Origin of the sequence: Curtobacterium sp. ME-Dv--P-122a (assembly GCF_030209645.1) — a bacterium.
Taxonomy (GTDB): domain Bacteria; phylum Actinomycetota; class Actinomycetes; order Actinomycetales; family Microbacteriaceae; genus Curtobacterium; species Curtobacterium flaccumfaciens.
Genome location: NZ_JARVRO010000011.1, coordinates 1 through 13,027 on the forward strand (window position 1 = coordinate 1; position 13,027 = coordinate 13,027).

The 13,027-nt window shown below is 74.5% G+C and carries 12 protein-coding genes; 7 read left to right on the forward strand and 5 right to left on the reverse strand.

The genetic code is table 11. The features are described 5' to 3' along the window. Nucleotides 1-471 precede the first annotated feature (471 nt). Nucleotides 472-2,553 carry an MSCRAMM family protein gene (locus QRN49_RS11565; RefSeq protein WP_284755924.1) on the reverse strand — a complete coding sequence of 694 codons (2,082 nt, stop codon included), beginning with the start codon at nucleotides 2,551-2,553 and terminating at the stop codon, nucleotides 472-474. Between the two features lie 208 nt (nucleotides 2,554-2,761). Next, on the reverse strand, nucleotides 2,762-3,235 hold the full coding sequence (locus QRN49_RS11570; protein ID WP_350309134.1) for an NUDIX hydrolase: 474 nt from the start codon (nucleotides 3,233-3,235) through the stop codon (nucleotides 2,762-2,764). 182 nt (nucleotides 3,236-3,417) lie between these two features. Here QRN49_RS11570 and QRN49_RS11575 point away from each other — a divergent pair, with 182 nt between their 5' ends. Continuing rightward, the gene (locus QRN49_RS11575; RefSeq protein WP_284755928.1) at nucleotides 3,418-4,287 is read left to right on the forward strand and encodes a universal stress protein; all 870 of its coding nucleotides are present in this window, start codon (nucleotides 3,418-3,420) and stop codon (nucleotides 4,285-4,287) included. On the opposite strand, the gene QRN49_RS11580 is transcribed toward QRN49_RS11575, so the two are convergent. The 3 genes from QRN49_RS11580 to QRN49_RS11590 all read right to left on the reverse strand — a co-directional run bounded on the left by QRN49_RS11580 (nucleotide 4,244) and on the right by QRN49_RS11590 (nucleotide 6,777). After that, nucleotides 4,244-5,224, reverse strand: coding sequence for an SGNH/GDSL hydrolase family protein (locus tag QRN49_RS11580; RefSeq protein ID WP_139196714.1), 981 nt, complete (start codon nucleotides 5,222-5,224; stop codon nucleotides 4,244-4,246). The genes QRN49_RS11575 and QRN49_RS11580 overlap by 44 nt on opposite strands. 162 nt (nucleotides 5,225-5,386) lie before the next feature. Next, nucleotides 5,387-5,743, reverse strand: a complete 357-nt coding sequence (locus tag QRN49_RS11585; protein WP_284755932.1) for a PRC-barrel domain-containing protein — start codon at nucleotides 5,741-5,743, stop codon at nucleotides 5,387-5,389. Nucleotides 5,744-5,793: 50 nt separating this feature from the next. Beyond that, nucleotides 5,794-6,777 (reverse strand): glycosyltransferase family 9 protein, encoded by a 984-nt coding sequence (locus tag QRN49_RS11590; RefSeq protein WP_284755933.1) that lies wholly within the window; start codon nucleotides 6,775-6,777, stop codon nucleotides 5,794-5,796. A gap of 101 nt (nucleotides 6,778-6,878) precedes the next feature. Here QRN49_RS11590 and QRN49_RS11595 point away from each other — a divergent pair, with 101 nt between their 5' ends. The 6 genes from QRN49_RS11595 (at nucleotide 6,879) to QRN49_RS11620 (ending at nucleotide 12,976) form a co-directional block, all read left to right on the forward strand. Further along, nucleotides 6,879-7,436, forward strand: coding sequence for a D-glycero-alpha-D-manno-heptose-1,7-bisphosphate 7-phosphatase (locus tag QRN49_RS11595; RefSeq protein ID WP_284755935.1), 558 nt, complete (start codon nucleotides 6,879-6,881; stop codon nucleotides 7,434-7,436). Next, nucleotides 7,433-8,512 (forward strand): glycosyltransferase family 9 protein, encoded by a 1,080-nt coding sequence (locus QRN49_RS11600; protein ID WP_111022895.1) that lies wholly within the window; start codon nucleotides 7,433-7,435, stop codon nucleotides 8,510-8,512. Before QRN49_RS11595 ends, QRN49_RS11600 begins: the two co-directional genes overlap by 4 nt. 87 nt (nucleotides 8,513-8,599) lie before the next feature. After that, nucleotides 8,600-9,601, forward strand: a complete 1,002-nt coding sequence (locus QRN49_RS11605; RefSeq protein WP_284755938.1) for a glycosyltransferase — start codon at nucleotides 8,600-8,602, stop codon at nucleotides 9,599-9,601. Then, complete coding sequence (locus QRN49_RS11610) at nucleotides 9,598-10,926, forward strand: glycosyltransferase (protein WP_284755941.1); 1,329 nt, start codon at nucleotides 9,598-9,600, stop codon at nucleotides 10,924-10,926. Before QRN49_RS11605 ends, QRN49_RS11610 begins: the two co-directional genes overlap by 4 nt. Beyond that, entirely contained in the window at nucleotides 10,923-11,546 is a 624-nt protein-coding gene (locus tag QRN49_RS11615; protein ID WP_111022892.1) for a D-sedoheptulose-7-phosphate isomerase, read from the forward strand. Before QRN49_RS11610 ends, QRN49_RS11615 begins: the two co-directional genes overlap by 4 nt. Continuing rightward, nucleotides 11,543-12,976 (forward strand): PfkB family carbohydrate kinase, encoded by a 1,434-nt coding sequence (locus tag QRN49_RS11620; protein WP_284755944.1) that lies wholly within the window; start codon nucleotides 11,543-11,545, stop codon nucleotides 12,974-12,976. Before QRN49_RS11615 ends, QRN49_RS11620 begins: the two co-directional genes overlap by 4 nt. Nucleotides 12,977-13,027: the final 51 nt, after the last annotated feature.

A 13,027-nucleotide genomic window follows, 5' to 3' on the forward strand; every position in this document is an offset into this window, starting at 1 on the left:
CGCCGAGTGGTCACGACATGCCGTTGGCGTGGCGTCGGGGTCGCACGAACTGTCGTCTGACGGCTCGGCGGGCGACGGTTCGTGACCCCTCGGCGGACGCGGGCGGCGTGTTGTGCGACCGCGGTGGAGGCGGGCGGCCTGGCGCCGAGTGGTCACGACATGCCGTTGGTGGGTCGTCGGGGTCGCACGAACTGTCGTCTGCGGATCCGGCGGGCGACGGTTTCTGACCCCTCGGCGGGCGCGGGCGGCCTGTTCTGCGACCGCGGTGGAGGCGGGCGGCGTGTTGTACGACCGCGGCGGAGGCGGAAGGCCTGGCACCGAGTGGTCACGACATGCCGTTGGCGCGGCATCGAGGTCGCACGAACTGTCGTCTGACGGGTCGGCGGGCGACGGTTCGTGACCCCTCGGCGGACGCGGGCGGCGTGTTGTGCGACCGCGACCGCGGCCGCCGCGACCGCGCCCGCCGGGCGGTCAGTCCTGCAAGTGGTCCGTGCGGCGGCGGTTGCGCACCGCGCGGTAGGTCAGCAGCGCCGCACCGAGCAGCACGAGCACCCCGGCGGCGATGAGCCCCGGACCGAGGTCTGCCCCCGTGTACGCCAACGGTCCACCGTCCCCCGCGTCGCCCTGGCCCGAGACCGGTGCGGAGCCAGAGCCCGAGCCGGCAGCGGGGCCGGTCGGATCCGCCGAAGGAGAGCCACTCGGCGACGGCGACGGAGCGGGAGCCGGCGCCGGACCTGCCGCAGCCCGCACCACGAACGCCAGCGGCGTCGCAGCCCCGGACTCCGGGGTGACGACGGTCGCCGTCTCGGCCCCCTCGACGTCGACCGAGACGACGTACTCGGTCGTGGGCTCCAAGCCGGTCAGGTCGAACGCACCGTCGTCGTCCGTGACGACCGACACGGGATCGCCGGACTGTGTGTCCGTCGGAGTCGCGACGACCTCGACGTCCGGAACGGGTTCGCCGTTCGTGTCGACGACCGTGCCCGGTTGGTCGGTCGTGACCTCGGCGGCTGCGGCGGCGGAGGCGAACGGCAGGTCGGACGCAGCACGCTCGCCGGCGACGGCCGTCACACCGGTGTTCGAGGTCGCCCCGGTCGCCCCCGGCTCCGGTCGTTCGGTCCGGACGGTGTACGTGCCCGCCGCGGTGGCGAAGACGTAGCGACCGTCGGCATCGGTCACCGTCGATGCGACCACGGCGCCGGTGCCGTCGACGAGCTCGACCACTGCGCCGGCGGGCACGGGTGCACCGTCGAGCGAGACCACACCCGCGACCGTCGCAACGACGGCGGCCGGGGCGTCGATCTCGTCGGGGACTGCCGGTGCCGCGTCGACGTCGCCGGTCGTGATGGTCACGGGCGGCTCGTCGGCGACGGACACGTCGAGCTCGGTGTCCGCCGGCAGGTCCGAGCCGGTGTAGACGCCGTCGCTGTTCGTCGTGGTGTCGACGAGGACGTCCCCGGAGTCCGGGTCGGTGATGACGACCTCGAGGTTCGAGACCGGTCGGCCGTCCTCGTCGACCACGGTGCCGATGACCGACACGGTGTCCTCCGGCGACGTGAACGCGAAGTCGGCCTGCTGGTCCACGCCGCCCGGTGAGCCTGCCTGGGCGAGGGAGACCGTCGTGGGCTGGTCCGGGCCCTCGGCGCCGTCCGGCGGGGTGATCTCGACGCGGTAGTTCGCGATGACCGGCAGCTGCGGGAACGAGTAGGTGCCGTCGGGGTTGGTCGTCGTCGTGTAGACGGTGCCGCGCGGAGCGGTGACGCGGACGAGCGCCCCGGGGATCGGCGCTCCGTCGAGGGTCGCGGTGCCGGTGATCGCGGCGGTGCGGTTGGCGAACCAGGTCTGGTACACCGGGAACCCGCTGCGCTGCTGGTAGGTGATCGTCAGGCTGGTGAGCGACACGGTCGGCGTGAACCAGGCCGTCGCACCGGCGGTGTCGACCGCGCCGGTGTTGCCCGTCAGGGTCCGGGTGGCCGGGTCCCAGGTGGGCCGGTCCTGCCCGGTCGTGCCGTCGGGGTCGGCGGTGCACGACGGCCCTCCGGCGACGGCGGCCGAGCACGAGTTGTAGGAGCTCACGTAGCCGAGCTGCTCCGCGGTCGCGGCGCCACCCCCGGAGACCGTGGCCGAGATGGTCGCCCGGTCCGCGTCGACGTCGCCGAGCACGAACGACCAGCTCTGGGCACCCGGCGTCGGCTCGGCGAACGTGTAGGTGGTCGTCGAGGCGCCGGTCGTGGGCGAGTCGACGTTCGGCCGCTGGTTCATGTAGGTCTGGCCGCGACTCGTCCCGTAGACCGCGCCCGACGGGGTCGACGCCGACTGCCAGGTCGATGCCCCGCTGACGATGGTCGACTGCCGGGAGTCCGACGTGAAGGTCGTCTCGGGGAACCCGGCGAGCGTCATCGTGCCGGTGTAGGCCCGGCTCGCTCCGCTGAGGGTGAAGGTCCCCCAGTTGCCGACCGGCTCCGCCGACGCACTGGTCGCGCCGCCGATCGCGAGTCCTGCTCCGAGTCCGAGGGCCGTCAGCCCTGCCGTAATCGCGCGCCAGCGCCGCATGTGTGCTCCCCTGCTGTGGCGCCGGAGAACCCGACACCCCCTCAGACTATCCAGCGGGCGCGGCTCGTGTCCGGTGTCCGAAACAGCCGAGAAGGTCTCGCCGAGTGGTCACGACCTGCCGCGTGCCGGTCGCCGAGTGACCGAGAAGTGTCGGCTGGAGGGCCGCCGGACGACAGTTCGTGACCCCTCGACGAACACGAGCGGCGCGTCAGGAACCGCCAGCACCGCGACCCATCGCCACGAGGGCGTCGAGCGCCGCGACCTGCCCGGCCACCACCAGCTCCCGCGCCTCGTCGAGGCCGACCCACCGTGCGTCGTCCACCTCGGGCACCTCCACGAACCGCCCCGACCCGCGCGGCAGCTCGAGCCGCACGGTGTTGCTCCGCACGGTGTCGACCGAGAACCCCGACGCCCGTGCCGCGAACACCCGCACCCGCTTGCCCGACGCCTGCCGGAACTCCCCCAGGTCGATCAGGTCGGCGGCGGTCACCGGGGCGGGCACGCCGATCTCCTCGGCGAACTCGCGCAGCGCGGTGCCGAGCGGCTCCTCGCCCGCCTCGACCAGCCCCTTCGGGATCGACCAGGCACGCGGCCGGTTCCGCCAGAACGGCCCGCCCATGTGCGCGAGGAAGACCTCGGGCCCGGACGGACCGGTCCGGTGCAGCAACAGTCCGGCGCTCACGACCACGCCTCGAGACTACGCAGACCCGGCCGGGAGGCCCGGATCACCACACACGCGCCGCGCACCACCCGACGTGCTCGGTTCCACCGCCGGTTCCCCACGTCCGCGCCGGGAGTACCGTGTGGCGCACGGAGCGCCGTGTGACGCCCCCGGAGGACCTGCGATGGAGGAGGCCGATCGGGATGGACGAACGATGGACGACGGTGACGCTGGCCGCGGACGCCGCGATGCCGCACGACGAGGCGCTGCGGTGGATCGCCGCCCGCGCGGACAGCGGGATCGAGCGGATCCGGATCATCGGAGCCGACCCGGCGATCGAGGGTCCCGGACCGGTCGCCGACCGCCTGGCCGAGGCCGCGCGCGCCGCTCTGCCCGGAGTGACCGTCGAGGTGCACCGGCACGCGGGGCCGTTCGCCACCGCCCTGGTCGAGGAGTCGGACGGCGGCGACCTCCTGGTGATCGGGACCTTCCGGAGCCGACGCGGTTCGACGGCCGGCGGCGACCCGGCGCGCGTGGCGGTCCGTGCGGCCGTGCCGACCGTGATCGTCCCCGAGGGCCCGCACCCGATCGACGGCGACGTGGTGCTGGCCGTCGAGGAACCCATCGACGAACGGGCCGTCTCGATCGCCGTCGCCGAGGCCGTCCGGCTGCACCGACGACTGACGCTGCTCCGGGCGTGGGAGATGCCCGTGCTGACCCGGACCGGGCTCACAGACTTCGCCGAGGACCCGCTGCGGTGGCGTGCCCGGAACGCCGAACTGCTGCAGCGGGTCGCCGAGGACCTGACCGCGCGGTTCCCGGCGGTGCGGATCCGGCCGCTGCTCGTGGAGGGACACCCGGGGCACGCCATCGCATCGCGCACCCGGCGGGCGTCGCTCGTGGTGCTCGGACGGGGGCACGTGCGGGTGCTGTCCGGCGCACTGCTCCACGACGTCGTCCGTGAGACGGCGGCACCGGTCTGCGTCGTCCCTCCGGCGGCCCACACGGACAGCGCGGGGTCCGGACGGGTCAGCCGGCGAGTTCCCGGATCGCGTCGGCCATCTGGTCGGTGAGGTACGCGACACCGCGGCCGTTCGGGTGCAGGGCGCCGGCCTTCAGGTCGATGCGTCGCAGGTCGCTCGAGCCGGTCAGGCTGACACCGGCGACGTAGCGCTCGTCCGCCGGGGCGCAGGCCGAGTGGGCCTCGGTGCGTTCGAGGACGTCGACGAACCGCACCCCGGCGGCGTCGGCGGCGGATGCGGACACGGCGTCGAGCTCCTCCTGCACACCGTGCAGGTACGCCACGTCGTCGTCGGTGAACGGGAAGGTGTCCGAGGGGAACGACCCCGCGAGCGTGCCGAGGTCGAGCGCCGAGCGGAAGCAGCCCTTCGCCGGGGTGTGCTCGGCGTCCGGGAAGATCGCCGGGTACCCGAGGAACACGACGACGGCGTTCGGTGCGGCCCGTTGCACCGCTGCGAGGGTGTCGGCGATCCCGAGCGCGACCCGCGACTGGATCTTCACGCTGAGCTGGTCCTCACCGTCCTGCACGAGCGTGCTCTCGCACGACGGCGCGTCGCGTCCGGAGAACACCGGGCCGTCGGCCGAGATCGCCAGGCACGACGCGGCGGTGCCGAACAGGTCCGCGTCGTTGCCGCCGATCGTCAGGGTCACGAGCCGGGTGCGCGACGACAGCGACTCGATCTGGGGTGGGACGCCCGTGAACTGGTGTCCGGTCGTGACGTCCTCGCTGGTGGCGCCCGCGCACGTGACGTCGGTCAGGTCGAGGCCGAACCGCGCCGCGAGCCGGTGCGGGTAGTCACGGGCCGACTGCACGCACGCGCTCGTGGGCAGCCGGGTCCGGTCGCCGAGGCCGTAGCCGGCGGAGTACGAGTCACCGAGGGCGACGTACTCGCTGCCGGGCGGGAGGTCGGCGAGCGATTCGGTGGGGTCGTCCGGCACCGGGTAGGGCTGCGGGACGGGCCACATCGGCGCGGCCGACGCGGGTTCCACCGGCCCCGGTGCCGCGACCCCGGCCACCACCAGCCCGACGACGGCGACCGCCGCCAGGGCGGCGAGCAGCGTCGTACGGGCGGTGCGGAGCAGTTGCGGCCTCCGGGCGGGTGCGGCGGATCGGTCGGTCGGGTGGGGTCGGTCGGGTGGGGTGGGACGGGCTCAGCGGCGTCCGAGTCGGCGTTCGCCACCGCTGCCGGTGCGGTACTCCAGCCCGTAGTGCTGGAACAGCTCGGGCTCGGTCGCGGCGTCGAGTTCGCCATCGGTCGAGATCGACGGGGCGTCCTTGACGAGCTTCTTCGGGAACGTCACACGCAGGTTCTTCGGGGCGACGGTGGCGCCGAACAGCGGGACGAAGACGAGCTTCTGGAACCCGACCATGCCGGTGGTCAGGGCACCGAACGCCGGCTCGGACGTGGCGGTGTCGTAGTAGATGCTCTCGAGCGTGCCGACCTTGTCGTCGGCCTCGTCGACGACCGGCAGACCGATCCAGTCACGGATGTTCGCGGCTTCGAACACGAAGGACTCCCTCCGAGCATCCGGCAGGTCCGGGTGGCTCTCGGTCGACGCTACCGCCCGGCCGCCTGAGCGGTCACCCGGAGCCGGTCCACCGCGCCGAGCACGTCGTCCGCGGTCACGGCCAGGATCGCCGGGTCCGGGTCCTCGGCGAAGACGTCGCCGCGGCGGACCGAGGCGTCGGTGAGCACGATGTGCGGACCGGTCGACGGCGGGCCCCACGCCTCGGGCGGGGCCGGGCCGAACAGCACGACCGACGGCACCCCGTACGCGGTCGCCAGGTGCGCAGCGCCGGTGTCGACCGTGACGACGAGCCGCGCCGCGGCGATCACCGCGGCGAAGGCCTGCAGGTCCAGGGTGCCGGCCAGGACCGCCTCCGGCGCCAGGCCGGCCGCGTCGGCGACGGTACGGGCGCGCACGACGTCGTCCGAGCCTCCCGTCAGGACCACGTCGGCACCGCGCGCCCGGAGCCCGCGCACCACGTCGGCGAAGCGGTCCGTCGGCCAGTGCCGCGCACCGTGGAAGGCACCCACGTGCACGACGGCCGCGTCGGCGACCACCGGCGGCTCGGCGGGGCGGTCGATGTGCACCTCGGTGGCGTCCGCCTGGATGCCGTGCCACGTCAGCAGGTCCGCCCAGCGGTCGCGCTCGTGCACGTCGTCCGGCCACTCCGGGCCCTCGTAGTCGTGGGTCGGGTCGGCGTGCCCGATGACCCGGCGCGGGGCGAGCGCGGCGACGAGGTCCGAGGACTCCGGGCCGGCGCCGTGCAGGTTGACGGCGACGTCGACGGCACCGTGCGGCACCGCGATCGGGTGGTCGAGACCGTGCTGGGCCAGGTGGACGTCCACCGCCGGCACGAGTTCGACGACCGGCGCCAACCACGCCGTGGTGGCCAGGGTGATGCGGTGGTCGGGGAACGCGCGGCGGAGCGCGTGCAGTGCGGGGACGGCGACGAGCAGGTCGCCGAGCTTGATGGCACGGAGGACGAGCAGTTCCGGGCGTCCGTCGGGGTCGGGCAGGTTCTCGAGGGCGGTCACCGCCGCGACGGTAGACCGGACACGCTGACGGTCCTGCCGGGCCCCGCGCTCCGCGGCTCTTCCTGGGGCGGTCCCCGGCCGTCGACCGGTAGTCACGGAGCATGTCCCTCGCACCGGACCGCGTCATCCGCGGCCTGCTCCTCGACCGCGACGACACCCTCGTGGTGGACGTCCCGTACAACGCCGACCCGCACCTGGTCGTCCCCGTCCCCGGTGCCCGCCGCGCCGTCGACCGGGCGCGTGCCGCCGGGTTGCAGCTCGGCGTCGTCACGAACCAGTCGGTGATCGCGAAGGGCATGGCCACGCGCGAACAGGTCGACGCCACCAACGCCCGGGTCGACGAGCTCGTCGGCCCGTTCGACGTGTGGTGCGTCTGCCCGCACGACGCCGGTGACGACTGCGCCTGCCGGAAGCCCCGGCCCGGGATGGTCCTCGACGCCGCCGAGCGGCTCGGCATCCCGCCGGAGTCGATCGTCGTCGTCGGTGACATCGGCGCCGACGTGCAGGCCGCCCGGAACGCCGGCGCGCAGGGGATCCTCGTGCCCACCCCGCGCACCCGCCGTCAGGAGATCGACGAGGCCGACACCGTCGCCGCGGACCTGGACGAGGCCGTCACCCTGGTGCTCGAGCACGTCGGCAGCGTGGCGGACCAGGCGTGAGCGCCGGTCGGCGCGTCCTCGTCGCCCGGCTCGACTCGTTCGGCGACGTCCTGGTCGCCGGACCCGCGGTGCGCGCGGTCGCCGCCGGTGCCGCGCACGTGACGATGCTGTGCGGACCGCAGGGGGCGCCGGCCGCCGACCTGCTGCCCGGCATCGACCGGGTGCGGGTGTGGGCGGCACCGTGGGTCACCGAGACCGCACGCCCGATCGACGACGCCCTGCTCGCCGAGTTCCGCGCGCTGGTCGCCGAGGAACAGCCCGACGAGGCCGTCGTCCTGACGTCCTTCCACCAGTCGCCCCTGCCCCTCGCGCTGCTCCTGCGCCTGGCCGGGGTCCCCCGGGTCTCCGGGGCCTCGGTCGACCACCCCGGGTCGCTGCTCGACGTGCGGCTGCGCCCCGGCGAGGACCTGCCCGAGGACCTCCCCGAGCCCGAGCGCGCGCTGCGGATCGCCGAGGCGGCCGGGTTCCGGCTGCCGCCGGACGACGACGGGAGGCTCGCGGTGCGCCACGACGCCGTCCTGCCCCCGCCCGTGGCCGGGCTCGACCGCTACGTGGTCGTCCACCCCGGAGCCAGCGTCCCGGCACGGTCGTGGCCGGAGTCCCACCACCGTGCGCTCGTCGCCGCCTACGCCGAGCGCGGCGTCCCCGTCGTCGTCACCGGCTCCCCCGGCGAACGCGCGCTGACCGCCGCCGTGGCGGGGGACACCGGCATCGACCTCGGCGGCCGCACCAGCCCCGCCGAACTCGCGGCCGTCCTCGCCGGCGCCGAGGTCGTCGTCGTCGGGAACACCGGTCCGGCCCACCTCGCCGCGGCCGTCGGGGCGCCCATCGTGAGTCTGTTCTCGCCGGTCGTCCCCGCCGCGAAGTGGGCGCCGTACGCCCCGCTCGTCGAACTGCTCGGCGACCAGGCCGCACCGTGCCGGCTCAGCCGCGCTCGCGAGTGCCCGGTCCCCGGCCACCCGTGCCTGTCCGGAGTGCGCATCGCGGACGTCCTGGAGGCCCACGAACGGCTCCTCGACCGCGTTTCGCGGACTGATCCGAGAAGTCTGCGGGGCGGCCCAGAAGGCGCTGCGTAGCGTGCGCCACTGCTTCTCCTGCTCCTTCTCCCGCTGCTCCGGCAGCGGTGGGGAGCAGCCCCATCGACACCGACCGGAAGGCCCTGCATGCGGATCCTCGTGTGGCACGTGCACGGCGGCTGGATGGACGCCTTCGTCCGCGGCCAGCACGAGTACCTCATCCCGACCACCCCGGCGCGCGACGCCTGGGGACTCGGCCGCGGCGGGCGCGCCTGGCCGGACTCCGCCATCGAGATCGACCCGGCCGACATCGCCGAGGCCGAGGTCGACGGGGTCGTCCTGCAGCGCACCGAGGAGCTCGAGGAAGCCCGTCGTCTGCTCGGTGGCCGTGACGTCCCGATCGTCTTCGTGGAGCACAACGCCCCGCGGGTCGACGTGCCGAACAGCCTGCACCCCATGCGCGACCGCGACGACCTGACGATCGCGCACGTGACGCACTGGAACGCCCTGATGTGGGACTGCGGCACCACCCGGACCACCGTCGTCGAGCACGGCGTCGTCGACCCCGGCCCGCTGTACACGGGTGCGCTCGAGCGCCTCGGCGTCGTGATCAACGAACCCGTCCGGCGCAACCGTGTCGTCGGCACCGACCTGCTCCCCCGCTTCGCCGAGGTCGCCCCCGTCGACGTCTGGGGCATCGGCACCGAACGACTGCCGGAGCTCGGCTTCGGCGACCGCGTGGTCGCGCAGGGCGATGTCAAGGCCGACCCCATGCACGCGGCGCTGGCCGAACGGCGGGCCTACGTGCACCCGAACCGCTGGACCTCGCTCGGCCTGTCGCTCATCGAGTCGATGCACATGGCCATGCCGGTCCTGGTGCTCGCGACGACGGACGCGGCCCGCACGGTCCCGGGTGAGGCCGGGGCGATCGCGACCGACGTCGAGGAGCTGGTGCGGGCCTCCAGGCTGCTGCTGGAGGACCCGGACGAGGCGCGTCGACGGGGGCTCGTGGCGCGTGAGGCCGTGCTCGCACGGCACGCGCTCGGTCGGTTCCTGGCCGACTGGGACGACCTGCTCGACGACGCCGTCGCGCGCGGTGCGCGACGGAACCGTGCGGCGGGAGCCGCGCTCGAAGGGAGCCTGCGATGAAGATCGCCATGGTGTCCGAGCACGCGAGTCCGCTCGCCGTGCTCGGCGGGGTCGACGCCGGTGGGCAGAACGTCCACGTCGCCGAACTGTCCGGTGCGCTGGCCGACCGCGGCCACCACGTGACCGTCTACACGCGGCGCGACGACGCGTCGCAGCCGGTCCGCGTGCCCCTGCGCCCCGGTGTGGACGTCGTGCACGTCGACGCCGGTCCCGCGCGTGCCGTGCCGAAGGACGAGCTGTTCCCGTTCATGGGGACGTTCGCGTCGGTGCTCGCCGCCGAGTGGTTCCTCGACCGCCCCGACGTGGTGCACGCGCACTTCTGGATGTCCGGCCACGCCGCCCTCGACGCGGTGACGCAGGTGCAGGCCCGGACCGGCGGGGTGCGGATCCCGGTCGTGCAGACCTTCCACGCCCTGGGTGTCGTCAAGCGCCGGCACCAGGGTGCCGCGGACACCAGCCCGGCCGAGCGCGAGTGGGTCGAACCCGCCGTGGGCCGGAGCGTCGACCAGGTCGTCGCGACGTGCTCGGACGAGGCGTTCGAGCTCAAGGCCCTCGGTGTCCCGCTGCACCGCATCTCCGTGGTGCCGTGCGGGGTCGACGTGTCGCTCTTCCATCCGGACGGCCCCGTCGAACAGCGCGACCGTCCGCTCCGGGTGCTCACCGCGTCACGGCTCGTGCAGCGGAAGGGCGTCGGGACGACCATCGCCGCTCTCGCCGCGCTCGTCGAACAGGGCCGTGACGTCGAGCTCGTCGTCGTGGGCGGTGCCGGTGTCGCCGGTGCCGACCTGGTGGACGACCCCGAGTACCAGCGTCTCGACGCACTCGCCCGGTCGCTCGGCGTGCGCGACCACGTGACGTTCCGCGGGCAGCTCGGACAGCACGACATGCCCGCCGTCTACCGCAGCGCCGACGTCGTCGTCTGCGCCCCCTGGTACGAGCCGTTCGGCATCGTGCCGCTCGAGGCGATGGCCTGCGGTCGCCCGGTGGTCGCGTCGAGCGTCGGCGGACTCATCGACACCGTCGTCGAGGACGCCACGGGCCTGCACGTGCCGCCGCGCGACGAGACCGCGGTCGCCGAGGCCGTCGGCGCACTGCTCGACGACCCGGAGCGCCGCGAGGCGTACGGCCGAGCCGGTCGACAGCGCGCCGAGTCCCGCTACACCTGGCAGAAGGTCGCCGCCGACAGCGAGCGCGTCTACGAGCGCCTGCTCACCGGCGCGACGTCGTCCGCCAGCACCACCGGGCCCGCCGCCGGCCGCTCGCGCACCACCCACGCCGGCCGGGTCACCCGCGCCGCGCATCCGACGGAGAGGACCGCACGATGACCATCGACCAGCAGACCGGGCTCGAGGACCGCGCCGTCACCGACAGCGCCCGCGTCGTCGTCGACCACGTCGCGGCGTCGGTCCCCGTGATCGCCTCCCTCGTCGACCACAAGGACCACATCGCCGAGTGGGCGGACGACATCGCCGGGCGGCTCGTCGCCGGGCGTCGGCTGCTCGCCGCGGGCAACGGCGGCTCCGCTGCCGAGGCGCAGCACCTGACGTCCGAGCTCACCGGCCGCTTCGAGGGCGACCGACCGGCGTACTCGGCCATCTCGCTGCACGCCGAGACCTCTGCCGTGACCGCCATCGGGAACGACTACGGCTACGACCAGGTGTTCGCGCGGCAGGTGTCGGCGCACGCCCGGGCCGGCGACGTCCTCGTGCTGCTGTCGACGAGCGGCAAGAGCCCGAACCTGCTGCGTGCCGCCGAGGCCGCACGTGCCGTGGGTGCCCGCTCCCTCGCGCTGACCGGGTCCGGACCGAACCCGCTCGCCGACCTGGTCGACGACGCGATCTGCATCGAGGGGCCGTCCGCCAACGTGCAGGAGGCGCAGCTCGTCCTGGTGCACGCGCTCTGCAAGGCGATGGAGCCGACGCTGCGTCGCGGGGGCCGTCGATGAGCGGGCCCGCTGCCGTCGCTCCGCGTTCCGGTGCTGCCGGTGGCCGTGCCGTCGCTCCGCGCTTCCGCATCGCCGTCGTCGGCGACACCCTGCTCGACGTCGACGTGTCCGGCACGAGCGAGCGCTTGAGCCCGGACGCCCCCGTCCCCGTGGTGGACGTCGCCACCGACGACCGCCGTGCCGGTGGTGCCGGACTCGTCGCGACGATGCTCGCCCGCGACGGCCACGACGTCACCCTGGTGACCGTCCTGAGCGACGACGGCCGTGCCCAGGAGATCCGCGACCTGCTCCCCGAGGTCACGATCGTCGCCGGACCATCCGGAGTCCCGACCCCCGTGAAGACCCGCGTGCGCGTCGTCGACCACGCCCTCGTCCGGATCGACGAGGGCTGCGCGACCCCGCCCGTGCCCGGTGCCACCGACGCGATGACCGCCGCGCTCGAGGGCGTCGACGCGATCGTCGTCGCCGACTACGGCCGCGGGGTCGCCGCTGCCCCGGCACTCCGTGACGCCCTCACCCGTGCGGCCGAGCGCCTGCCGGTGGTCTGGGACCCGCACCCCAAGGGCGCTGCCCCTGTCCCCGGCACCACCGTCGCCACCCCGAACGCTGCCGAGGCGCGGCGCTTCACGGACGTCGAGGGACACGGCGTGCCCTTCGCGACCGTCGCCGCCGCCCGGCTCGTCGAGCAGTGGCAGGCCGGCGCCGTCGCCGTGACGATGGGTGACCGCGGTGCGCTGCTCGCCGACGCCCAGGGCGACAGCCGCTTCGTGCCGGCTCCGTCCGTCAGCGCCGGGGACCCCTGCGGTGCCGGCGACCGGCTCGCCGCGGGTGTCGCCGTCGCACTGGCGTCCGGCGCGGACGTCCCCGAGGCCGTCTCCGCCGGCGTGGTCGCCGCGTCCGAGTACCTGGCCGCCGGCGGCGTCACCGCGCTCTTCGCCGACGACGGCCCCGCGCCGCTCGCCGTGCCCGGGGCCGACCGGGACGCCATGCGCGTGGTGCACGACGTCCGGAGCGCCGGCGGCACCGTCGTCGCGACCGGAGGCTGCTTCGACCTGCTGCACGCCGGGCACGCCCGCACCCTGTCGGCCGCCCGCGCTCTCGGCGACTGCCTGGTCGTCTGCCTGAACTCGGACTCGTCGGTGCGTGCTCTGAAGGGCCCCGACCGGCCGATCGTGACCCAGGACGACCGGGTCGAGCTGCTCCTGGCGCTCGACTGCGTCGACGCCGTCGTGGTGTTCGACGAGTCCACCCCCGACGAGGCCCTGCGCCGCTTCCGTCCGGACGTCTGGGCGAAGGGCGGCGACTACACCGCGAGCGAACTGCCCGAGACGGCGACCCTCGCCGAGTGGGGAGGCCGCGTCGTCACCGTGCCGTTCCACCCGGGCCGCTCGACCACCCGGCTCGCCGCCGCGATCGAACGCGTCGGCTGAGCGTCCGCTCGCCGTTCCACACCTGCTCGACCACTTCCCGCTCCACTACGC

What these genes read in the sequence shown, in the direction of transcription:
- QRN49_RS11610 (WP_284755941.1), top strand. Translation starts at nt 9,598, where the DNA reads ATGAAGATCGCCATGGTGTCCGAGCACGCGAGTCCGCTCGCCGTGCTC.
- QRN49_RS11620 (WP_284755944.1), top strand. Translation starts at nt 11,543, where the DNA reads ATGAGCGGGCCCGCTGCCGTCGCTCCGCGTTCCGGTGCTGCCGGTGGC.
- QRN49_RS11575 (WP_284755928.1), top strand. Translation starts at nt 3,418, where the DNA reads ATGGACGAACGATGGACGACGGTGACGCTGGCCGCGGACGCCGCGATG.
- QRN49_RS11565 (WP_284755924.1), bottom strand. Translation starts at nt 2,553, where the DNA reads ATGCGGCGCTGGCGCGCGATTACGGCAGGGCTGACGGCCCTCGGACTC.
- QRN49_RS11605 (WP_284755938.1), top strand. Translation starts at nt 8,600, where the DNA reads ATGCGGATCCTCGTGTGGCACGTGCACGGCGGCTGGATGGACGCCTTC.
- QRN49_RS11595 (WP_284755935.1), top strand. Translation starts at nt 6,879, where the DNA reads ATGTCCCTCGCACCGGACCGCGTCATCCGCGGCCTGCTCCTCGACCGC.
- QRN49_RS11615 (WP_111022892.1), top strand. Translation starts at nt 10,923, where the DNA reads ATGACCATCGACCAGCAGACCGGGCTCGAGGACCGCGCCGTCACCGAC.